Genomic DNA, 23,694 nt, shown 5'->3' on the forward strand with positions numbered 1-23,694 from the left:
CATGAACAGCAGTAGATATAGTGCTATCTTATAATCAGAATAATGGGTTATGAGATAGCATTTTTAGTTTCTGATGTATATAATTTAAACGCAAAGCTTTCATTTTCAACTATGCATGATATTGAGTGAGCAAAGGTTGAATCGATTAAAAATCGATTTGATAAAGCGATATTTTTTATTCTGTTAATTTCTGCCTGAATCCTTTACAACTTAAAATGAAATAAAAACTTTCCATTAATAATTACTTATTTATCAATAAAAAATCCATTTCAAAACAAAAAAACAATATATTTGAAGAATAATTCAATAAAGTATTGAAAAATTTTGTATTACATATATGGATATCCGACACACTGAATGATCTGAATACAGAATCATCTTATCCTGTCATCATTCATTATAATTTCTAATATTTCCCTATTATTTAAATCATTAAAACTACTATGAAAAGAGCCATTCTATTATCCGCACTTTTATTGTCTCAATTTGGGACATCGCAATTACTGAAGACTTCAGGACAGAAAATCGTTAATGATAAAGGTGAAAATATTCAATTGAAAGGCCTTGGTCTTGGTGGTTGGATGCTTCAGGAAGGATATATGCTGAAAACTGCCGATTTTGCAGGTCCTCAGTATAAGATTAAGGAGAAAATTGCAGAATTAATTGGTGAAGACGGAATGAATGAATTCTACAAGGCTTACCTGAAAAACGGAATCACTAAACAGGATATTGACTTTCTAGCCAAAGCAGGATTCAATTCGATAAGACTTCCGATGCATTACAATCTTTATACACTACCTATTGAAAAGGAGCCTGCAAAAGGAAAAGATACGTGGCTGGAGGAAGGTTTTAAAATGACTGATGATCTTCTTCAATGGTGTACAGCTAACAAAATATACCTGATTCTCGATCTGCATGCTGCTCCGGGAGGTCAGGGAAATGATGCCAACATCTCTGACAATGATAAGTCTAAACCTTCACTTTGGGCGAATGAAGAAAATCAGAGAAAAACAATTGCACTTTGGAAAAAACTGGCCGAGAGGTATAAAGATAATCCATGGATTGGAGGATATGATCTGATTAACGAACCCAACATCAATTTCACTGGGAAAAACCCGAATGGCACAGATGAAATGTCTAATGCTCCGCTTTGGAAGCTTCAAAAGGACATCACTGCAGCCATTAGAGAAGTTGATAAAAAACATATTATTTTTATTGAAGGAAACGGCTGGGGAAATAATTATAATGGACTTCCAGCTATCTGGGATAATAATATGGCTTTCAGCTTTCATAAATACTGGAATTACAATGATGATCAAACCCTTCAATTTGCTCTTGATCTCAGAGAAAAACATAATATGCCGATCTGGCTTGGGGAAACGGGTGAGAACTCCAACGTATGGTTTACTGAGTTGATTCAGCTTTTGGGCAAGCATAATATAGGTTATGCCTTCTGGCCAATGAAAAAGATTGATAATATTGCAGGAATTACCAATGTAAAAATTACACCTGAGTATGAAAAGCTATTGGACTACTGGAAAAACGGAGGTGAAAAACCATCTAAAGAGTACGCCAAAAAAGCTTTACTACAGATTGCCGATCATTATAAACTGAACAATACGGAAATTAAAAGAGACGTGATTGATGCGATGTTCAGACAGATTACAGATGCTTCTACAAAACCATTCAGAAATCATCAGGCTCCGGGAAGAATATTCGCTTCAGAATATGATTTGGGAAGAATGGGTGCTGCCTATCTGGATAAGGACTTCATCAATCTTTGGGTAAGTGATCCGGCAAAAAGATCAGAATGGAACTCCGGACAGCAGATGAGAAATGACGGTGTAGATACCTATAAATGTAATGATAAGGTTACCAATCAGTATTATGTAGGAAAAACAGAAACCGGAGAATGGCTTCAGTACACGGTTCAGTCCAAAGGAGATAAAAATTATACATTTGACATCAGATATTCTGCTGCCAACGATTCTAAAATAAGAATTGAAACAGCTTCCGGAAAAGTTTTAGCTACAGTATCATTGGCATCTACGGGTGGAAATGAAAACTGGGAAACGGTTTCAGCAAAAAACATCAGCCTTCAGAAAGGAGAAAATAAAATCAGAATTGTCTTTGAAAATGATGGTATCAATCTGAATTATTTTGAATTAAAATAGTAATAATTGTCTTAAATTGCAGCTCTCTTCCGGTCTTCAGAAGAGGGCTTTTTTAATGATAATATTATGAAAAAAACAGCATTCTTTTTTCTTCTGATTTCAGCATTTACCTTTGCTCAGACTTCTTTATTAGAACAGAAAATAAGTTCAATTCTTAAGAACAAAAAAGCTACGGTGGGCGTTTCTGTCTTAGGTTTTGAAAATGGTTTTACATATAATAAAAATGCAGATAAAAAACTGCCAATGCAAAGTGTATTCAAGTTTCACATTGCTGCAGCTATTCTGAACCATGTAGATCAGGGAAAACTTTCTTTGGATCAGAAAATAAAATTGGATCAATCAAACTTACTCGAGAATACATGGTCGCCGCTTCGTGATCAATATCCTGGAGGAAATGTTGAAATTCCGTTAAGTGAAGTGATTGAATACACCGTTGCCAAAAGTGATAACAAGGGTTGTGATATTCTTCTAAAGCTATTGGGAGGAACTCAGACTGTTCAAAAATTCATGGATTCCAAAGGGGTAAAAGGTTTTCAGATCAAATATAATGAAGAGGACATGCATAAAGACTGGAATGTTCAATATGAAAATTACAGCACTACAAAATCAGCAGTTGATGTCCTTAAAAAATTCTATGATGGGAAATTACTTTCCAAAAAATCTACAGACTATCTGATGAAAGTACTATGGTCTACTTCCACAGGATTGAATAAAATGGTGGAACAACTTCCCAAAAACACTCCTGTGGCAAGAAAAACGGGAGCTTCAGGGAAGAATAAAGCAGGTTTAACAGGTGCAGAAAATGAAATAGGAATCATTACTTTACCTAATGGCAAGCACTATGCATTAGCTGTATTTGTCAGTAATTCAACGGAAACGGATGCTGTCAACTGCAGGATGATTTCAGATATTTCCAGAGAGGTTTGGGAACATTTTAATAAGTAAAATTTTAAGCTTATTTTTAAAGCGATTTAACATGAAAAAAATAATAATAACAACGGCTCTATTGGCTTTCACATTCTTTTATGCACAGAAGAATCAGAATTATTTAGAGATCAGCTACGGAAGTGTATGCTGTGGTCCTGCATCTGATAAACCTGTGATGAGTTTTCTGAAAGAATTTAAAAACAAAAGCCAGATAAAAAGCCTGGAAGTTCTGATCCAAAAAGGGATGGGAAGAGAAGGCGAATATACATTATACGTGGGCACAGATTTTCTTACCAAGAATCAGAAAAAACGATTGATAAGAGGATTAACGGCTACTGTTTCCAACCAGAACAATAATAAGAAAAGTCAAAGTACAGGAAATGTTTCCTTTGACTCTACAGCTGTTGTCACACAATCGGATCTTACAGACGCAAAAAATTTAACTATCTATAAAAAATAAAGGAAAAATGATCAAAAACATTGTAGTTATCGGAGCGGGAACCATGGGGAATGGTATTGCACATACTTTCGCACAAAGCGGTTTTAAAGTAAATCTTGTAGATGTATCCCAGGAAGCTTTGGACAGAGGTTTAAAAACCATTACTACCAATCTTGACAGAATCATTGCAAAAGGAAACCTTACAGAGGAGCAAAAAGCTGAAACTTTAGGTAACATCACTACTTTTACAGCATTGAATGATGCAGCAGGTGCAGCAGACCTTATTGTAGAGGCAGCTACAGAAAACCTTGATCTTAAATTAAAGATCTTCGGTCAGATGGATGAACTGGCTCCAGCCAACTGTATCCTTGCAACCAATACTTCTTCTATTTCTATTACAAAAATCGCTGCAGCTACCAAAAGAGCTGATAAAGTAATCGGTATGCACTTTATGAACCCGGTTCCTATAATGAAACTGGTAGAAATCATCAAAGGATATTCTACTTCCAAAGAAACTTTTGATTCAATTTATGAAATGAGTAAAACTTTGGGTAAAGTTCCTGTAGAGGTGAATGACTATCCAGGTTTTGTAGCGAACAGAATTCTAATGCCAATGATTAATGAGTCTATCGAGACCCTTTATAACGGTGTGGCAGGTGTAGAAGAAATTGATACGGTAATGAAATTGGGAATGGCTCATCCTATGGGTCCACTTCAGCTGGCAGACTTTATTGGTCTTGATGTATGCCTTGCCATTCTGAACGTAATGTATGATGGTTTCAAAAATCCTAAGTACGCTCCAAACCCATTGCTTGTGAATATGGTGACAGCCGGAAAACTGGGTGTAAAATCAGGAGAAGGGTTCTACGATTATTCTGAAAGCAAAAAAGCTGAAAAAGTTTCAAAAATGTTTTTGAAGTAATCTTAAATCAATAATTTTATTTATCTTTGAGAAAGTTAAAACATTAAAAAAATGAAATTACCAAAGTTTTTATTAGCAGATAATTCGGAGTTTCCAGAGGATCTATTCGTAGTTCATACAGAATATCCAAGATTTATCCTAAACGTTGAGGAAGAAGAAGTTGAGTGGTTAGATGATCTTGAAGGTGATGATGAAGAAACGATGGCAGACGAGGCTACTAAAGTAGTAGAAGCAGCGTTCAAATGGTGCGACGAAGAGTTGGCTAAGTACGACGAAGAAGAGGAAGATTAATAATACTCTAAACATAAAAAAGGAACTCAATTGAGTTCCTTTTGTTTTTTTATTCTGATTTTGTGAATTTCAATAGTAAAAGATTGTCTTTGTACAATTCTAAAGTATTTCCGGAAACCACATATTTGTTAGCTTTTCCCATCATATCCATAAAGTTCTGCTCTACTCCGATGTTGCTACACATCATTTTCGTAGATCCCATCTGTCCAGCTGTAAAACTACCTGTAGACGGATCTATTGTAGCTGTTCCGAAATAGTTATTACATCCTGCATTTCCAGTGATCTTTTCTCCTTCAATATTCAATGTTGGAATTTTCCCTTTTACCGTTTCAGCCAAAGTCCATTTTGTGCTGGCAAGAGCAGGCTGAGCTTTTCCTACTTTAGATGCAGACGGGCTTGTCATGGATCCACATGAAGCCAATACTGCCGCTGTACATATACTTAAAAAAAGATTTTTCATTTTTTTCTTTTTGAATTAACCCAAATTTACGGAAATTATATTATTTAAACGGGTTGGCGTGAATTTTATTATTCTTTAACACTTGATATTTTGAATATTTTTCCGTGCAAAAGATCTTATTATACGGTCATAAGTTGGAAAACACAAAAGCGCAAATTTCTTAATATACAGTAGGTTTAAGACGCAAAGATTTTATCTCCGATAAAATTTTTCGGTGTCTTTGTCATTCCGAGCAAAGCAAAGAATCTATACTACAATTGGTGTATAAAATATATTGGGAGTCCTACGGAGTGACAAAGACTGTGGATAGATTGTTTTTATACAAGATTTCCATTTTAAACACTAATGACACTAATATTTTCACTAATGTCACTAATGTGATTCAATAGGAACGGGCTTTAGCCCGTTTTTCTATCAACAAAAATCCATTTGGCTTTAGCCGAAACATATTAATATATTTTTATTAAACTTTTAAAAACAAAAAAACGGACTTTTTTAAGCCCGTTTCTATTATTAATGAAATGCATTTTCAATTATTAAGATCGGAGTGACAAAGTTGGAATTGACAAAGCTAAAAGAGAATATCCCAGAGAGATACCATTCAATAGGAACGGGCTTTAGCCCGTTTTTCTATCAACAAAAATCCATTTGGCTTTAGCCGAAACATATTAATATATTTTTATTAAACTTTTAAAAACAAAAAAACGGACTTAAAAAAGTCCGTTCCTATTATTAATGAAATATATTTTCAATTATTAAGATCTCAGCTCAGCGTTGAATTCTTTCTGGAAAGCTTTGATTAAAGAATCCATTACTTCTGTAATCTCTTTTTCTTCCAGTGTTTTTTCTTCGTTTAACAGCTCAAAGCTCATGGCATAAGACTTCTTACCTTCAGGAAGATTTTTACCTTCATACACATCGAATAGGTTAATATTCTTAATGAATGGAGATTTGTTTTTCTTAGCCGTCTGATATAAATCCTGGTAGTTTACCGTTTTATCAATCAATAAAGCTAAGTCTCTTCTGATTTTGTTGAACTTCGGAATATCTTTGAATTTCAATTCATTTTTAGAACGTAATTCCTGAGCGTATTCCAGTTCAATTTCAGCGTAGAAGCATTCCTGATCAATGTCAAAGTCTTTCAATAAAGCAGGTGCTACTTTTCCGATTCTTACCAAAGTTTTACCTTCTGCCTCGTATGCCAATGCATCAGAGAATCTTTCGTCAGAAAGAGCAACTTCTTTGTAATCTACAGCAAGTCTTTCCAATAAAACTTTTACGTAAGCTTTAAGGTTATAGAAACTTACCGCAGATTTTGGCTGAAGCCAGTTTTCTGCAACATCTCTTCCAGAAACCAATAATGCCAGTTGTTTTCTTTCTTCGTATTTATCTTTCTTATGATAAATTTTTCCTAATTCGAAGAATTTGATATCCTGATTCTTTCTGTTGATATTATATACTGTATTCTGAAGAAGTCCTTCTAATAAAGACTTTCTCATGAATGCCAAATCACCGCTTAAAGGATTCAATAGTTTTACAGCATCTGTTTCGTCTTTTACAGAAGTCAATGAGTTGTTCATTACTTCATTGAAACCAAGACCTTGTAAAGTTCTAGCCCAGCTATTTTCCAGTTCGTCCTGATCGTTTGCACTTAGTTTAACAGGAGTAAACGAAATCTTCTGTGGAGCGTCAATTTTATTATATCCGTAGATTCTTAAAATCTCCTCAATCACATCAATTTCTCTCGTTACATCTGCTCTGTATGCAGGAACTGAGATTTCGAAACCATTAGGAATTTCATTTAAAACCTGAATTTCCAACGCTTTTAAGATCTCTTTTACTTTTTCTCTGTGAATTTTTGTTCCTAAAATCTGTTCAATTTTAGAGAATCTCAGGATCACATAGTTGTCTTCTATTTTCTTAGGATATTCTTCCAGTAACTCTCCTACTAATTTTCCTTCAGCAATTTCCTGAATCATTTTAATAGCGTGAGTGATGGCTGTTCTTGTAAGATTCGGGTCTACTCCTCTTTCAAATCTGAAAGAAGCATCTGTATTCAAGCTATGTGCTTTAGCTCCTTTTCTTACGGCAATCGGGTTGAAGTAAGCACTTTCAAGGAATATTGTTTTTGTAGTTTCAGATACTCCTGAGTTCTCACCACCGAATACTCCGGCAATACACATTGGTTTATCTTTACCGTCTTTGATCATGATTTCAGAACCATTCAATGTTCTTTCAACACCATCTAAAGTAGTAAATTTTGTTCCCGGTTTTACCACTCCTACTTTCACTTTCTTATCTGCAATTTTATCTGCATCAAAAGCGTGAAGCGGCTGTCCGTACCCGTGAAGAATATAGTTGGTAATATCTACAACGTTGTTAATCGGGCTTAATCCGATCGCTTTCAGTCTGTCTTTCAACCAGGATGGTGATTCTGCAACTTTTACATCTTCAATAACTGCTCCGATATATCTTGGACACAATTCTGCATCTTCAATTTCCAGTTTGAAATCATGAGTTCCTTCGTTATTCAAAACTTCAGAAGCTACTTTATTAAATTGCGACTTCAATTGGTTCGTAGAAAGATAAGCATGTAAATCTCTTGCAACACCATAGTGAGACATGGCATCTGTTCTGTTCGGTGTTAATCCGATTTCAAATACCTCATCATTGGTAAGCTCAAAATAGTCTGCAAAGTTTTTCCCTACTTCATATTTGGTTTCATCCAACACCATGATTCCTCCATGATCTTCGCTAAGACCTAGTTCGTCTTCTGCACAGATCATTCCCTGAGAAACCTCTCCTCTGATTTTTGCTTCTTTAATTTCAAAAAAGTTTCCTGTTTTATCGTAGATTTTTGTTCCGACAACGGCCACAGGAACAGTTTGTCCAGCTTCAACATTCGGAGCTCCACAAACAATGTTCAACACTTTTCCGTTTCCTACATCTACTGTTGTCTTCTTCAGTTTGTCAGCATTAGGATGTTTTTCGCAAGTAAGTACTTTACCTACAACAATTCCTTCCAGGCTGCCTCTTACACTTTCAAATTTATCTATCCCTTCAACCTCAAGACCAATATCTGTAAGGAATTCACCGATTCTTTCAGTTTTTGATTCCGTTTTTACAAAGTCCTTCAGCCAGTTGTTTGATATTTTCATTTGTTAATCTATCTACTTATTTAATTCGTCAGATGTACCCTAAGGTTTTATCTGCTCTATTTTGAAACTTTTATTTGAAATCCCACACCTTTTCCGGTATGATTTTTCGAGCTACAAATGTCGTGTTTTTTTGAGAAATAGAGAAATTTACAAGCGATTTTAAGATAATAAATTTTCGTTAATCCTTCTGCTACTGATTCGGGAAACTATTGGTCCAACGGTCTCACCAGCTTCTTCAGGCTATCAGAAAATAATACCAACCCTCCGGCCATCATGATAATATCCTTCAATACAAGACGTCCTGCTCCCGACAGATAGGGAAAACCATACTGAGGAGTTGCATAATCTCCACCCAGATTGGGGACATATACTTCGGGAGTGGTAATCAGAAATGACAGCGTGACAAGAGACATTAAAAACGTTAAAGCACCGCCAATAGTTCCTATTTTAGGGAACCAGATTCCTAAGAGAACCAAGAATCCGATCACAACGATCATTGTTCCAAGACCATAGGAAAAGGCATATGTTCTGTTTTCCTTATGCCAGTTGATATTTTTCTGAACTACTTTTCCTTCCGGATTTTTATACAAAGTATATTCTTTAACGAGCTTTTTATCATCATTAAGAACTTTATGGTCTGCATTTTTGTAGAAGAAGCTCATCAAAGGGCTGTTGGCTACGAAAGGTACAATTCCATCCGCTTCATAATGAAAGGCTTTCAAGCCTCCAATCCAGGCCATAACGATGAAAATTGAAATTCTGAGAAAATTGAAAAAGTAAGTATCCCATTGTAATAATTGGTGATAAAGTCTGCTATTTTTCATGTGATTTATTTTTTATCAAAGGTATTCACATGCCTAAAGTAGCAACATAGACATTTCAGGACATTACATGGACATTTTCGCCACTACGGATATTCCTACTTTTTCTCTGTAATTTTTAGGGGAACATCCTACTGATTTTTTGAAATACCTGCTGAAATAAAATTCGTCTTCAAATCCCAGCTCAGAAGCAATTTCCTTCACAGATCTGTAGGTTAAATGCAGCAGTTTTTTAGATTCCAGAATAATTCTCTCGTTGATAAGCTGAGTAGGTGTTTTTGCAAATTCTTTCTTTACTGCTTTGCTTAATGTATTATTGGTGATATTCAGTTTATCACTGTAAAATGACAGTTCTTTTTCCGCTTTAAAATGGGATTCCAATAGTTTTTGAAATTCTACTGCATTTTTATTGGGACGCTTTTCATGAGAAACCACATTGTTTTCAATACTGCTTTTCTGTTTGCTTCCAATGGCAAGAATAAGCTGAATATAGGTTTTGATAATGGATTCCGAAAACGGATGTTTCTCAGATTCTTCTTTTTTAATATGGTTATAAAGCTCAAGAATATAATGATAACTCTCTTCCGACAGTTCAACGCCCGGATTCAGATAAATATTATTGAAGAGAAGTCCATTACAAGCCACTTCCTCTTTATGATACTCTATGCAATAATAATCGCCATGAAAGAAAAGTACATGAATATCTCCCTCCGATTCCGAAGCCATTTTCATCTTCTGGTAAGGAGAAAGAAACAGAATATTATATCCGCTGTAAGAATAGTTAATAGCGTCTACAGAAAAAATGCCAGAACCTTTCCATAGAATCACACTGTAATTTTCAGTAGTGAACTCTGTGGGAAAATCTGACGTTTGGTAAGACTGTATTTTTATTTCCATGATGAGTTAATTTAAACACTAATGACGCTAATGATTCACAATCGTATCAACATTTCTTTCTTATATACTTTTACCTTGAAGCAAAAGTATACAAAAGTTCAAGACTGGAATCATCCGCTAAAAATTTGAATGTACTCCTAAAATTTCCAAACTCGCATGGATTATCTGATCCTGCTTCGGTTCTAAATTTCGTCCATGCTCAGACAATGGAAATTTTTTAACGGATTACATTAAAATTTTCTTCACGCTCCTAATTCCTAAGTCGATTGGACCCTATTTACAACTACGAGTCAGATATCAAGATTACAAAAAAGCCGGAAAACTCCGGCTTTTTATATTTGTATATATTAAATATTACAATCCGATAACCGGCATTGATAACATTAAGATATTTTCGTTTTCTTCAAGACCATCAAGAGGTTCAATGATTCCTGGTCTGTTAGGCTGAGACATTTTCATGGTGATATCGTCAGATCCTAAAATTGTCAGCATTTCAGTTAAGAATTTTGAGCTGAATCCGATATTGATATCTTCTCCGTTATAGTCGCAAGGAATCTGCATGTCTGCTTTGTTAGCATATTCAGTATCTTCTGCATGAAGGTGAAGAATATTTCCGGAAAGCTTGAATCTTACCTGGTTGGTAGATTTATTAGACATGATAGATGCTCTTTTGATTGCTCCTAACAAAAGGTTTCTGTTGATTGTCAATACATTTGGATTTTCCTTTGGAATTACCGCTGTATAGTTCGGATATTTTCCGTCAATCAGTCTACAGATCCAGATGTGCTTACCAAAAGTAAATTTAGCCATATTCTCATTGAAGTCAATCGTAACGTCTTCATTGGAACTTGCCAGGATATTTTTAAAAATGTTCAGAGGTTTCTTAGGCATGATAAACTCCATCGGTTCAGCATTCATCAGGTCTGCTCTTTTGTACACCACCAATCTGTGGGAGTCTGTAGAAACGAAATTGGTTTCGTTTTCTCCAAACTGGAAAAGCACTCCTGTCATTACCGGACGAAGGGAGTCGTTACTTGTAGCGAATAGTGTGTTTGTCAAAGCTTCAGACAAAACTCCTGCCGGCATCGTTACACTTTGGGAAGCATCGAATTCCGGTAATTCAGGATAGTCATCAGCATTGTCTAATGCTACTGCGAAATTATCTTTTTCATCTAAAATCTCAAGCTGGCTTCCAGTACCTTCGGCATTGTCTTTTACAACAAATGTCAGAGGCTGTTCACCATATGTCTTGATAAAATCCTGAAAAATTTTAGCAGGAACAGCAAATTTACCTGTATCATCAGACTTTACTTCCAGAGAAGTAACAAGAGTTGTCTCGCCGTCAGATGCTGTAATGGTAACATTATTTCCGTCTAATTCAAAAAGATAGTTTTCTAAAATCGGTCTCGATTGAGAGCTTGATATTACGCCACTTACAGTTTGCAACGCCTTCTGCAGTTCACCACTTGAAATAATAAATTTCATAGATTTATAAAATAAGTTTCTACAAATATAATAAATACATCCAACAAAGAAAAGAATAATATGGAGGAGTTTTTAACAAAGATCCTTAATTTGTTTTGAGCCTTGATATTATGCTTAGATTTCAGCGGATATTCATTTTTTTATCAAATACAAAACCTATATTTGTGAAAAAAGTTTGAAAATCATGCAAAAACCTCCTATTCATAAAAGTTTTCTTCATGCTTTCAGAGGTATTTTTATGATGGTAAAAACGGAAAGAAATTTCCAGATTGAGCTCATCGCATTTTTTGTCAATCTCTTTCTTATTTTTTATTTCAAACTGAACAGCACAGACACCGCTTTGGTTATTATCGCCTCATTTGCTGTTTTAAGTGCTGAAATTTTCAATACTGCTATTGAAAAGATCTGCGATATCATTCAACCTGATTTTGACAAAAGAATCGGCTTTATTAAAGATATTGCTGCGGGAGCTGTAATGCTGACAGCCATTGCAGCGGTGATTGTTGGGATTCTGGTGTATGGGAAATATATTTTCATCTGAGATGGAAAAGAGAAGCTGGGAGATGGAAGTTTAAACCACCCCGTCAAAAATTCTTTGAATTTTTGACACCCCTCCAGAGGAGGGGAATATCACTTCTTCAGTTCAAAAGTTTGTGAAAGCTAAAATATTTTATTTTTTCATCTTTTATTTCACAGCGATGAAGATATCAACTTCTGCATCTGATGGATTCTGCGCTTTTTCTCCATACACTTCAAAATCGGCAGAAAATACTCTTCCTAAATCCATATCCCATATTTTCAACCATTCATTGATTACTAAGCCTTTTGAAAGATCTCCTTTTGTGGTAAATTTCAGATAATCTCCGCCATCAAAAGAATACCCTACCATTCCTTCAGGAATATTGTCAAGATTTTCCACTTGACATCCGAGAACTGTTGTATAAGGCTTTGTGTGGTCTTTTTCGTAATCTGTGTAGATGGAATAGATGGTATTGTCAATCTTATTCGGAATCGAATTGAGAATATCTTCACTGATCATTTTTTCCCATAATACCGGAATATCTTTTCCTGCCTGTCCATTTTCATTGGTTGTTCTTACTGAAATACCGATTACCTTAAAAGGTTCTATTTTTACGTTCTTCATATATTAATTCTTTGTTATAGAGCAAAGATAAGGACAGGGCGTGACAAGGGTCTGTCAGGAGCTTTTTAAAATTGATTGGAAAGGATATTGTTTTTTAAGTTTTGGCTGAAGCCATTTGAATGTTGACATTTTAGATAAACGGGCTCCCTTCGACTAGGCTCAGGATTATATCCCGTTCCTATTGAATATTCATTGGTGGCATTATTGAAATCATTTGTGTTATTTGGGTTTAAACGACAATTTTTTTGCATTAATACCTGTTATCAAAGCTATTTGCAGTGTCTTTGTCCATTCCACCAGGAATCTAAATTAATAATCTGCTCCATTTGCGAAATCTGCGAGAGAACATTCAAGTTTAGATTCCTTGCTTTGCTCGGAATGACAAAGGTTCTGTTGGAATTTTATAGGAGATAGTGAGATGCTTCGCTTTGCTCGCAATGACTATTTCCCGACATAGATAAACCCTTTTTTTCCGGATTTAAAAACGGTTTCGATTCTTTTGTAATCATCTACTTCGTATTCGTCTGCCTGAAGAATTTCTTCTTCTGTCACCTCAAAAAGTACTCCTTCTACCTGATCATCATCATTTCCTGAAAATTCAAGTACGGGATGGTATTTCTGACCGCTTTTTCGAAGGACTTCAGGATCTGTAATTTCAAGCATATTTAATTTATATCCTGATAAAATATCTTTTTCACCCTGCAAAAGTCTTCCGAAGGTTTCCATTTGAACCTGCTCTTTTTGCAGCGTTCCGTAAGAAAATAAATTGGGCACTATAAATATTTTTCAATGATTGGGATTGCGATTTCAGCCATCATTCCATAGCCTTTTTCATTGGGATGTACACCGTCTGCAGAAAGCAGGATTTCTTTGTCATCCAGGAAAGCAGAATAGAAATCAATGTAGGTCAGTGATTCCTCAGCTGCAATATCTTTTAATATTTGATTGTAAACAACTACATCCTCATTGATTCTTTTCTTTCCGGAGCTTACCACTACTCCATCTATTTTTTGAGAGAAGGGAAGAATGCTTACAAGATAAATTGTATCGGAAAACTGTCTGGCATGTGTGACAGCTTCTTTAATATTATTTTTAAATTTTTCAGGATCTACGATCTGTACTCCATCTTTGACTGCAAGATCATTGGCTCCGTAACTTAGAAAAACAATATTTCCATCAGCGGAATTTCTTGCATTTAATTCGTGTGGTATTCTTTTCAGTAATCCCTCTGTGGTTTCTCCTCCTATTCCAAGATTGAAGAGAATCAGTTCATCTCCATTTCCTTCATGAAATTTCTGCAGGGCATATCTTTTCAGAATATCTACCCAACCACCAAAAACTCCGTCATATTCCCCATAGGTAATGCTGTCACCGAAGAACAGCCCGTAAATAATTTTCTTCATTCAACTTTATTGTTTCCTGTTTTGTTGAAGTAAAAATAGTAAGAAAAACTATTAGTATCTTTCAATTCGCATAGTTTTTAAAGCAAAAGACGCTAAGGGTTTATATTAATTTTATGTTTTTGTTCGCAAAGGCGTTTCACTCAGCAATAGACGAACTGATGCTCTAGCTGAAAGAAATGATTTAAACCATTAAGATTTTTGAAGAGGTGAAGAATTATTAAGGTAACAGCTAAAGCTATTATGAAGCAGAATGCCTTATTCATCAGCGATAAATCTTAACTTTTCTTACAATCTCTATTATTCTTAATGGTTAAATAATGTATTTTGTTTTTTGACGCAAAGATTTCACTTAGCAATAGACAAACTGATGTTCCAGCTGAACGAAATGATTTTAACCATTAAGATTCTTGAAGGGATGAAGAATCATTAAGACAACAGCTAAAGCTATTATGAAGCAGAATGCTTTATTCATCAGCGATGAACCTTAACTTTCCTTATAATCTTTATTCTTCTTAATGGTTAAATAATGTATTTTGTTTTTTGACGCAAAGATTTTTATTGTGAGTATGTTTATCCAAGGAAGCAAAGAAGGAATCAACAAGTTGATGTTATGAAGCTAGCTGAAAAGTATCAAGGTTTCAAAATTCCCCCTCATTACTCATTACTCATTACTCATCATTCCTGGCTCAGCGTAATATTCGTATGTGATTCTATAATTTCAATCAGGATTTCAAAAAGTGTTTGCCCTTTTCCTTCGGTTAATTCGTCTAATTTCTGCTGAATTAATTCTATATTGAATGGTTTTCCTTGTCTGATTTTATTTTCATAAAATTCACAGGTAGCCTTAAAACCTAAGTCTTCTTTTGACTTCTGCGATTCTTTCCAGATTATTTCAATTTCTTCTTTGTTTTCGAATATTCCGAAACCTCCGTAAAGAATATCATCAAATCCGTCTAATGTTCCTACTTTCCAGTCTGTATCTTTCATCAGAACACTGGAAGCTTCTTCGTAGAAACCTGCTAAAGACGAAAAATGACCGCCATGAATGACGATCATTTTTCTTGTATTATTATTTGAAGTATTCAACACCGTTTTTGAATATATTGTGATAATTCGCGGTTGGTATATTCTTCATGAGACCTTCAGCAAAACGTTCCGGGTGTCCCATCCTTCCGTAGATCTTTCCACATGGACTGGTAACTCCTTCAATTCCGAATAATGAATTATTAGGGTTGAATGGCATTCCGTGAGCAATGTTTCCATCAAGGTCAATGTATTGAGTTGCGATCTGTCCGTTTTCATACAATTTCTTGATCTCTTCTTCTGAAGCCATGAAACGTCCTTCTCCGTGGGAAATCGGAATTGTGAAAGTTTGTCCTTTCATTCCTTTTAACCAAGGGCTTTCGTCATTCACTACTTGTACAGTTACCATCTGAGAGATATGTCTTCTGATCGCATTGTGAGCTAATGTTGGAGAGTTTTCATCCAGATCTTTGATTCTTCCGTAAGGTAACAATCCTGACTTCACTAGCGCCTGGAATCCGTTACAGATCCCGATAATCATCCCGTCTCTGTCTAGCAATTCGTGAACTGCATTTTTCATCTTCTCGTTTTTCAGAACGTTCACGATGAATTTTGCAGAACCATCCGGCTCATCACCTGCGGAGAAACCTCCTGAGAATGCCAGAATCTGAGAAGTTCTGATCTCTTCTACCCATGCATCAATGCTTTCATCCAGTAACTGATGATTGATATTGATCAAAGGCAAGCTGCTTACTACAGCGCCTTCTTTCTGGAATGCATTCAGTGTGTCATATTCACAGTTTGTTCCCGGGAATACCGGAGCAAAAACTTTCGGCTGTGCAATTCCGTGTTTTTTAATGATAATATTTCTTGGATGGATTGAGTTTGACTTTTCATCAATTTCAACCGTAATCTTTTCTTTTTCTACTGTTGGGAAAAGGTTCTCGAATGTATTGGTATTGGCTGCTACAAGATCTGTGATATTTGATTCAAGACCATTGATTTTTACAATACCTGAATCTTTCACTTCTCCGATCAGCTGAAGAGCAGCTGAGCTTAATTCTTCTTTGGCTTCAATGATCAAGCTACCGATATTTTTAGCTAATAAAGCGTTTTCATCAGCATTGATTTCAGCACCTAATCTGTTTCCGAAGCTCATTTTTGCTAAAGCTACTGCCAAACCTCCTTCTTTCACTGTTTTCACAGAAACAATTTTTCCTGTTTTGATGTTTTCAAAAATGAATTCAAAAACTTCTTTTAAAGCAGTATAGTTTGGAAGTCCGCTTTCCTGAGCAATATGATTGAAGAAATATAGTTTATTTCCTGCATTTTTCAATTCAGGAGAGATGATATTTTCTTTATCTCCGTTAGCACATGCAAAAGAAATCAAGGTTGGGGGAACATTCAGATCCTGGTACGTTCCACTCATGGAATCTTTTCCTCCGATGGCTGCAAGACCTAAATTGATCTGTGCATCGTAAGCTCCTAAAAGTGAAGCTAAAGGTTTACCCCATTTTTCAGGGTTCTGTCCTAATTTTTCAAAGTATTCCTGGAAGCTTAGTCTGATATTTTTATAATCACCTCCCATCGCCACAATTTTCGCTACACTCTCTACTACAGCATAAGATGATCCTAACAGTGAGTTTTGTTTTGAAATTTCAGCATCGAATCCCCAGCTTGCCAAAGAAACGGTTTTAATATCTTTTGCTCCTAAGATCGGTAGTGTCTGCACACTTCCTTCCATTAGCGTCTGCTGGTATTTCCCTCCTAAAGGCATTGCTACGGTAGTTCCTCCTACTGAAGAGTCGAACATTTCCAATAGTCCTTTTTGGGAAGCTACGTTTTTATCTTTTAAGATGTTCAGGAAGTTTTCTGCTGTGAAAGCTTTTGTTTCTTCTTTTACTTCTTCAAGGTGAGTGATTTTCACTTCCTGAGATTTTGAACACCCGTTGGTATCTAAGAAAGCTCTTGAAAGGTCTACAATTTTGTCTCCTTTCCAGAACATCTGCATTCTTCCGGAATCTGTCACTTTTGCTACTTCTACTGCAACAATGTTTTCAGCTTCACAGAATTTGATGAATTTTTCTTTATCCTGAGGATCTACTACCACAGCCATTCTTTCCTGAGACTCAGAAATAGCCAGCTCCGTTCCGTTTAATCCTTCATATTTTAAAGGTAATACATCAAGGTTTACTTCTAAAGAGTCTGCAATTTCACCAATCGCTACAGAAACACCTCCTGCTCCGAAGTCGTTTGATTTTTTAATCAGCTTTGTAACTTCAGGATTTCTGAATAATCTCTGGATTTTACGCTCTTCTACAGCATTTCCTTTCTGAACTTCAGAACTCATCGTGTGTATAGAAGTTTCGTCCTGTTCTTTTGAACTTCCGCTTGCTCCTCCTACTCCGTCACGACCTGTTGCTCCTCCTAAAATAATGATAGAGTCACCATTTTCAGGCTTCTCACGTCTTACCCAATCTACGGGAACAGCTCCGGTAACGAAACCTACTTCCATTCTCTTGGCTTTGTACCCTTCGTCATAGATTTCAGAAACCATTGTAGTGGCAAGACCAATTTGGTTACCATAAGACGAATATCCGTTGGCAGCCTGTTTTGTAATGGTTTTCTGAGGTAATTTCCCTGGTAATGTTTTGTCAACAGATTCTAAAACGTCTGCAGCACCTGTTAATCTCATCGCCTGGAAAACAAAAGATCTTCCGGATAATGGATCTCTGATAGCACCTCCCAAACAAGTAGAAGCACCTCCGAAAGGTTCAATTTCTGTTGGGTGATTATGCGTTTCGTTTTTGAATAATAAATACCAAGGTTCTTTTTTACCGTCGTATTCTGCTTCAATCTGGATCGTACATGCATTGATCTCGTCTGAGATAACAAGATTATCCAGGTTTCCTGTTTTATGGAAATATTTACCACATACTGTTGCCAGATCCATTAATGAAATTGGCTTCAGCTCACGGCCTAAAAATTTTCTTTTTTCGATATAATCATTGAAAATAGTTTCCAATGTGTGTTTGAACTGACCTTCAAACTGAATGTCTGACAACTGTGTTTCGAAAGTGGTGTGACGGCAGTGGTCGCTCCAATACGTGTCTAATACTTTTAATTCTGTTTCCGTAGGATTTCTTTCTTCAGTTTTGAAGTAATCCTGAATGAATTTCAAGTCGTCTAATCCTAATGCAAAACCGTGGTTGTTATAGAAGTTCTCCAGTTCCGCATCATTGAAATTGATGAAGTTTTCGTGGATGATTACTTTTGATGGGATTTCATCTGCAGGAATATCCAGAATTGATAAGTCTTTTTCCTGAGATTCTACTTTGTTGATCAAAAGGTCTTTGATTTTAACCAAATCCGCTTCAGAAACTCCTTCAAATTCGATTAATTTTCCACTTCTTACTTTTGATTTTTCATTTTCAGTCAGTAAAGCGATACACTGTTGTGCAGAATCTGCCCTCTGATCATACTGACCAGGCAAAAATTCCATTCCGAAGTGAATAGCTTTTGCAGGGTTTTCTGTATGTAAAATATCAGTAACAGGGTCTACGAAAGTGTTGTTCACCACTTTTTCAAATTCTCCGTCATTCAAGTTGAAAATATCATACACATTGTATACTTTCACACTTTGAATTGCCGGGACAACCGCTTTTACTTCATCAAAAATTTTTGGACTTTCAACATCGAAAATTCCTCTTTTTTCTACGAAAATTCTTTTGTTATTAGACATTAGATGTCAGATTTTTAATATTAGATTTATTTTTTATTTTCAAATTTATTTCTTGCTATCTCTATTGAACGATGCAATTTTTCAAGCAAAACTTTTTCTGAAGGTAAGATAAGTAAATATTCTGCTACTTTTATATTATCTCCTTCCAGATTCATGAGTTCTATATGTTCGGAATTTTTCCCAGAACAAAGGATTAAACCGATGGGTGGGTTTTCACCCTCTACTTTTTCATATTTATTCAGATATGAGAGATAGAGCTCCATCTGACCTTTATGGCTGGCTTCAAATTCACCCAATTTTAGCTCGATAACGACTAAAGATTTTAGTTTCCTGTGATAGAAAAGTAAATCCAGGTAGTAATCTCTGCTATCTATTGTGATTCTTTTTTGTCTTGAAAGAAATGCAAAATCACTTCCCAACTCAGAAATGAATTTTTGAAGTTCCACAATAATGGCTTCTTCTAAATCTTTTTCAGAAAAGGTATCTTTCAATTCTAAAAAATCAAGAAAATAGGGATCCTTAAAAACTAAGTCAGGATTTAAAATATTATTTTCAGACCAGTTTTTCAGTTCTTTATCTATTATTTCCTCAGGCTTTTTGCTTATTGCTGTTCGTTCAAAAAGCAGAGAATTGATTTTTTCTCTCAAGACTCTAACACTCCAATTTTCAATTTTACAAACTTCAAGATAAAAGTTTCTTTTAGTATCTTGAGAAATAGGAATAAGAAGCAGAAAGTGAGTCCACGATAATTGTCGCATCGCTGATGCGACAATATTAAAATCACTGAAAACAGACGCAAACTGCATCATTTTTCGGATATTTTTTTCAGAAAATGAATTTCCAAATTCTAACGTAAGTTGTTGAGAGATTTGTACAATAACTTCTTTACCATACTCTGCTCTCTTATTATCTAAAACATCTTCATTTATTCTTTTTCCTATCTCCCAGTACAAAACCACCATTGCCGAGTTTACCTGAGCTGCAACCTGACTTCTTGTCTTGTCTACCAGCTCCTTAAGATCGGTCATTAATTGTTGATGATTTTGATTCTGTAGCATTATTAAAAATTAGATATCAGATTTTTAATATTAGATTTATTTTTTTTACTTTTTCTGGATTTAAAGTTTCCATCTTTAAATTCATCTGTATTGAAAATTTTGGGAAAGATTTCTCTCTAACCATTATTCCGTACAAATTTAAAGGAATAAGTCGTATTTTCTTTAAATTTGACCTATGGAATTTCCAAATTTATTTTATTTTTTTATAAATTTATTCGGATTGTCCTTATGTTCTTTCTGAAAGTCTTCTGCATTTTTGATTTCTTCTTTCAGCCAGTTTTCAAAAGGAACTTTCTTTTCATTAAAATCCTCAATGGCATAAAATGTTTTACCATCTTCTGAGACCAGGAATTTGAAACGGTAAAGCATATCCAAATCTTTTTTCTTGTGATTATAGGTATTCACCTGATAATACGGAAAGTTTTCTTTTGGTCTTTCTACAATTTCAAAAAACAGATTCTTTTCTTTTTCAGACAGTTTATTGTAAAAATTTACATAATAAAGGGCTGAAAGCTTTTCCTTTTGTTTTTCAAAGAACTGAAGGATATTCTTCTCTTTTTCATTGTATTGAAACGGATTCGGGTAGTATTTCCCGTCTATTTCAACATCCTGTTTTGTTGGTTTTGCCAATGATTGAACCGTTTGTCCTTTGACATTCATCACACCCCATTTCCCTCCTACAATTGCTCTGTGCTCATCATTGGTCTTTTCCCAATCGCAGCCGTCACAAAAGGTAGCGTATCCATAATTGAAAGGTGATACAAAATCATGCTCAGCATCAATAATTGTCTTTCCGTTTCGGTCTGCAAATCCTACTTTACCATTTTTAACCAATCTTCTCAGTCCTTCAGAGAAATAATCTGCTCCATTGTCATAAAGGAATGGTTGATACAGAAATTTACCTTTTCTGTCGTACACATATCCCCATGCATTTTTCTCTGATTTTTCACCTTCTTTACTGCCATCAAAAAGAATAGTTTCTCCTTCTACAGGATCTCCATCTTTTAAAAATGAAAAGATTTTGAACTGTGCAGGAACAATTATTTTTCCTGCTTTATCTTTTACTCCCACCAGAGAATCTTTGGATTTAAAGTAATGTAAATCCTCTTTACTCTGAGAAAAAGAAATGATTGGTGTTAATAGAATGGTTAATAGTAGTTTTTTCATAGTAATTTGGAGTGGGAAATAAAATATGCAGCCCAAAAGACTGCATATTGTTTTATACTTTAAGATCAGCTTCCAATCCTATTAAATCTTTGTTTTGGTCTATAATCGGCTGCACTTCATTTTTGATGAATTCCTCCGTCTGGATCGGCGCGAAACCAATAAAGTTCTTAGGGTCTAAAACTTCTTTCAGTTTTGATTTGTCTAGTTTTAAAGAATCATCGTTTAAGATTCTTTCGATAAGATCGTTTTCTTTTCCTTCTTCTTTCACTTTCTTGGAAGCTTCCATAGAGTGAACTCTGATCACCTCGTGGATTTCCTGACGGTCACCACCGGCTTTTACTTCTTCCATGATGATATATTCTGTCGCCATGAAAGGAAGTTCTTCCATAATGTGCTTGTTGATTCTGTTTGGATAAACAACGATTCCGTTCATGATGTTGTTCCAGATTAATAGAATTGCATCAACAGCTAAAAATGCCTGAGGAATTGTTAATCTCTTATTCGCAGAGTCATCCAATGTTCTTTCAAACCATTGTGTAGAAGCTACCATTGCAGAACTTGTTGTGAGGGACATTACATATTTTGCCAATGCTCCGATTCTTTCACTTCTCATTGGGTTACGCTTGTAGGCCATTGCCGAAGAACCGATCTGGTTTTTCTCGAATGGTTCTTCAATTTCCTTAAGGTTTTGAAGTAAACGTAAATCGTTTGTGAATTTATGTGCAGATTGTGCAATATTTCCTAATAAAGCAACTACTTTCGCATCAATTTTTCTATCGTAAGTCTGTCCGGAAACTCCGAAAACTTTTTCGAAACCGAATCTTTTTGAAAGTTCTTTATCTAAGTGTTTTACTTTAGAATAATCACCGTTGAACAATTCAAGGAAGCTGGCAGCAGTTCCTGTAGTTCCTTTTACTCCTCTGAAACGAAGTGTTTCAAGGAAGAAATCCAATTCTTCGATGTCAAGAACCAAACTCTGTAACCAAAGTGTAGCTCTTTTCCCAACTGTCGTCAACTGAGCCGGCTGGAAGTGTGTGAATCCTAAAGTCGGAAGGTCTTTATACTGAATGGCAAAATCCGAAAGATTTTTCATCACATTCACCAACTTTTTCTTTAAGATTAAAAGTCCGTCACGGATCTGAATTAAGTCTGTATTGTCTCCTACAAAAGCTGAAGTTGCTCCCAGGTGGATAATTCCTTTTGCTGAAGGTGCCACATCACCATAGGCGTGAACGTGAGCCATTACATCATGACGGAATTTTTTTTCGTACTCTGCAGCTTTTACGTAATCGATGTTTTCAGCATTAGCTTTTAACTCAGCGATCTGCTCGTCTGTAATTTCAAGTCCAAGGTCTTTTTCGATTTCAGCAAGAGCTATCCAAAGCTTTCTCCAATTCTGGAATTTGTTATTGTGTGAGAAGTTAAATAACATTTCTTCACTGGAGTAGCGCTCTTCCAATGGATTTTTGTAGGAATTCATTCGTTCTTTTACTTTTTAGATGTACAAAAATACGGTTTTTCAGTGAGAGATGAAAATCCAGATTTGATGATTTTCATTCATAATTTATACTTATACTTTTGTCTTGAAACAAAAGTATGCAAAAGTTCAAGACCGGAATTATCCGCTAAAAATTTGAATGTACTCCTAAAATTTCCAAACTCGCATGGATCATTTGGTTTTGCTTCGGTTCTGGACAAATCCCATGCTCAGACAGTGAAAATTTTTTAACGGATTACATTGAAATTTTATTTACGCTCCTGATTCCTAAGTGATTTGTGGAAAGCATACAAAAAAAGCTATCCCATTTCTGAGACAGCCTGTTTTTCCTATTTTTTAATTAGTTAATCGATAATAAGTCCGCATTGTGATCCTACAGGAATACATTTTTTTACAAATGAACATCAGAAGTATCCTGGCAGACACATTGGGATACCTCCCTGAACCGTTTTCAATTCTCTTTTTGAAAGTTTTCTTAAGTTTTTCATAGTAACATTTTTTGATTTTTCTCCTACTCTATATGCTTTTCGGATTACGCTTTAATTTGGTAGATCCAATATACAGATTTTTCGGATACAAAAATATAACTTATTCATTTTATATAATTTACAAAGACAATTGTTTATTAACTTTTGATGATTATCAATATCTTTTCTTAACACAAGAAATAAAAAACCTCCGCTGTTGCAGAGGTTTTGTTTTATTTTTGGACACGAGCGAGACGCTCGCGCAAGCGGGAGAAGATAAGAAGAGACTTTCTCAAAAGTGAGACAACCTCCTTCTTATTATCTCCCACACGATATAATCGTGCGGGAGCGAGGGGAGAAGGTATTCTATTTCTGACTTTTTATTCTATTTATAAAAGGAAAACTTTCATTATACTCTACCCAAACTGTATCCCCTATCTTATAACTATCATCATAACTAGGATTTGAATATTTCTTATCTTTTACAGAAAATTCATAATAGTAATTAAATGCTCCTGTTATAAAGCCCCTTCTTTGGGGCTCTTTTTCATCTATAATCAATCCTTGAGTCTGTTTTAGAGGAATGATTTTCATTAGAGGTCTGTATATCATAACATT

At 35.3% G+C, this 23,694-nt stretch carries 21 protein-coding genes; 6 read left to right on the top strand and 15 right to left on the bottom strand.

Going from position 1 to position 23,694, the window contains the following annotated elements; all coding sequences use genetic code 11:
* Nucleotides 1–443 precede the first annotated feature (443 nt).
* The 5 genes from ACKTTZ_RS23635 (at nt 444) to ACKTTZ_RS23655 (ending at nt 4,753) form a co-directional block, all read left to right on the top strand.
* Entirely contained in the window at nt 444–2,174 is a 1,731-nt protein-coding gene (locus tag ACKTTZ_RS23635; RefSeq protein WP_407846764.1) for a cellulase family glycosylhydrolase, read from the top strand.
* A 66-nt stretch (nt 2,175–2,240) separates the two neighbouring features.
* Nucleotides 2,241–3,119 (top strand): CGA/CIA family class A beta-lactamase, encoded by an 879-nt coding sequence (bla-A, locus tag ACKTTZ_RS23640; RefSeq protein WP_407846765.1) that lies wholly within the window; start codon nt 2,241–2,243, stop codon nt 3,117–3,119.
* A gap of 31 nt (nt 3,120–3,150) precedes the next feature.
* On the top strand, nt 3,151–3,561 hold the full coding sequence (locus tag ACKTTZ_RS23645) for a hypothetical protein (protein WP_034699720.1): 411 nt from the start codon (nt 3,151–3,153) through the stop codon (nt 3,559–3,561).
* Between the two features lie 10 nt (nt 3,562–3,571).
* The gene (locus tag ACKTTZ_RS23650; protein ID WP_185103758.1) at nt 3,572–4,462 is read left to right on the top strand and encodes a 3-hydroxybutyryl-CoA dehydrogenase; all 891 of its coding nucleotides are present in this window, start codon (nt 3,572–3,574) and stop codon (nt 4,460–4,462) included.
* 51 nt (nt 4,463–4,513) lie between these two features.
* Nucleotides 4,514–4,753, top strand: coding sequence for a hypothetical protein (locus ACKTTZ_RS23655; protein ID WP_002977986.1), 240 nt, complete (start codon nt 4,514–4,516; stop codon nt 4,751–4,753).
* A 49-nt stretch (nt 4,754–4,802) separates the two neighbouring features.
* Here ACKTTZ_RS23655 and ACKTTZ_RS23660 read toward each other — a convergent pair whose 3' ends face one another.
* The 5 genes from ACKTTZ_RS23660 to dnaN all read right to left on the bottom strand — a co-directional run bounded on the left by ACKTTZ_RS23660 (nt 4,803) and on the right by dnaN (nt 11,574).
* Nucleotides 4,803–5,213: an META domain-containing protein gene (locus ACKTTZ_RS23660; protein ID WP_034699714.1), complete on the bottom strand. Its 411-nt coding sequence runs from the start codon at nt 5,211–5,213 to the stop codon at nt 4,803–4,805.
* Nucleotides 5,214–5,968: 755 nt separating this feature from the next.
* The gene (gene pheT / locus ACKTTZ_RS23665) at nt 5,969–8,371 is read right to left on the bottom strand and encodes a phenylalanine--tRNA ligase subunit beta (RefSeq protein WP_407846766.1); all 2,403 of its coding nucleotides are present in this window, start codon (nt 8,369–8,371) and stop codon (nt 5,969–5,971) included.
* Between the two features lie 206 nt (nt 8,372–8,577).
* Nucleotides 8,578–9,195 (bottom strand): DUF417 family protein, encoded by a 618-nt coding sequence (locus tag ACKTTZ_RS23670; RefSeq protein ID WP_407846767.1) that lies wholly within the window; start codon nt 9,193–9,195, stop codon nt 8,578–8,580.
* A 63-nt stretch (nt 9,196–9,258) separates the two neighbouring features.
* Nucleotides 9,259–10,089, bottom strand: a complete 831-nt coding sequence (locus ACKTTZ_RS23675; protein WP_407846768.1) for a helix-turn-helix domain-containing protein — start codon at nt 10,087–10,089, stop codon at nt 9,259–9,261.
* 354 nt (nt 10,090–10,443) lie between these two features.
* Complete coding sequence (dnaN, locus tag ACKTTZ_RS23680) at nt 10,444–11,574, bottom strand: DNA polymerase III subunit beta (protein WP_034699704.1); 1,131 nt, start codon at nt 11,572–11,574, stop codon at nt 10,444–10,446.
* A gap of 184 nt (nt 11,575–11,758) precedes the next feature.
* On the opposite strand from dnaN, the gene ACKTTZ_RS23685 reads away from it, so the two are divergent.
* Nucleotides 11,759–12,115, top strand: a complete 357-nt coding sequence (locus ACKTTZ_RS23685; protein WP_253318051.1) for a diacylglycerol kinase family protein — start codon at nt 11,759–11,761, stop codon at nt 12,113–12,115.
* Between the two features lie 144 nt (nt 12,116–12,259).
* Here ACKTTZ_RS23685 and ACKTTZ_RS23690 read toward each other — a convergent pair whose 3' ends face one another.
* From ACKTTZ_RS23690 to ACKTTZ_RS23735, 10 genes are all read right to left on the bottom strand, one after another.
* Entirely contained in the window at nt 12,260–12,718 is a 459-nt protein-coding gene (locus tag ACKTTZ_RS23690) for a GyrI-like domain-containing protein (protein WP_407846769.1), read from the bottom strand.
* Nucleotides 12,719–13,159: 441 nt separating this feature from the next.
* A complete protein-coding gene (locus ACKTTZ_RS23695) occupies nt 13,160–13,492 on the bottom strand; it encodes a gamma-glutamylcyclotransferase family protein (protein WP_407846770.1) in 333 nt (110 codons plus the stop codon).
* Nucleotides 13,492–14,121, bottom strand: coding sequence for a GDSL-type esterase/lipase family protein (locus tag ACKTTZ_RS23700; protein ID WP_081906527.1), 630 nt, complete (start codon nt 14,119–14,121; stop codon nt 13,492–13,494). The genes ACKTTZ_RS23695 and ACKTTZ_RS23700 overlap by 1 nt, the downstream gene beginning before the upstream one ends.
* 675 nt (nt 14,122–14,796) lie before the next feature.
* Nucleotides 14,797–15,210 carry a ribonuclease inhibitor gene (locus ACKTTZ_RS23705; RefSeq protein WP_051934634.1) on the bottom strand — a complete coding sequence of 138 codons (414 nt, stop codon included), beginning with the start codon at nt 15,208–15,210 and terminating at the stop codon, nt 14,797–14,799.
* The gene (locus ACKTTZ_RS23710) at nt 15,191–18,886 is read right to left on the bottom strand and encodes a phosphoribosylformylglycinamidine synthase (protein ID WP_407846771.1); all 3,696 of its coding nucleotides are present in this window, start codon (nt 18,884–18,886) and stop codon (nt 15,191–15,193) included. The genes ACKTTZ_RS23705 and ACKTTZ_RS23710 overlap by 20 nt, the downstream gene beginning before the upstream one ends.
* Nucleotides 18,887–18,912: 26 nt before the next feature.
* On the bottom strand, nt 18,913–19,914 hold the full coding sequence (locus tag ACKTTZ_RS23715; protein ID WP_253317932.1) for a YhcG family protein: 1,002 nt from the start codon (nt 19,912–19,914) through the stop codon (nt 18,913–18,915).
* Between the two features lie 225 nt (nt 19,915–20,139).
* A complete protein-coding gene (locus ACKTTZ_RS23720; protein WP_407846772.1) occupies nt 20,140–21,111 on the bottom strand; it encodes a WG repeat-containing protein in 972 nt (323 codons plus the stop codon).
* A 52-nt stretch (nt 21,112–21,163) separates the two neighbouring features.
* Nucleotides 21,164–22,591: an adenylosuccinate lyase gene (gene purB / locus ACKTTZ_RS23725; protein WP_034699682.1), complete on the bottom strand. Its 1,428-nt coding sequence runs from the start codon at nt 22,589–22,591 to the stop codon at nt 21,164–21,166.
* Between the two features lie 422 nt (nt 22,592–23,013).
* The gene (locus ACKTTZ_RS23730; RefSeq protein WP_407849204.1) at nt 23,014–23,097 is read right to left on the bottom strand and encodes a bacteriocin-like protein; all 84 of its coding nucleotides are present in this window, start codon (nt 23,095–23,097) and stop codon (nt 23,014–23,016) included.
* Between the two features lie 345 nt (nt 23,098–23,442).
* On the bottom strand, nt 23,443–23,670 hold the full coding sequence (locus ACKTTZ_RS23735; RefSeq protein ID WP_156106603.1) for a hypothetical protein: 228 nt from the start codon (nt 23,668–23,670) through the stop codon (nt 23,443–23,445).
* Nucleotides 23,671–23,694: the final 24 nt, after the last annotated feature.

Source organism: Chryseobacterium sp. KCF3-3, from assembly GCF_045865955.1.
Classification (GTDB): domain Bacteria; phylum Bacteroidota; class Bacteroidia; order Flavobacteriales; family Weeksellaceae; genus Chryseobacterium.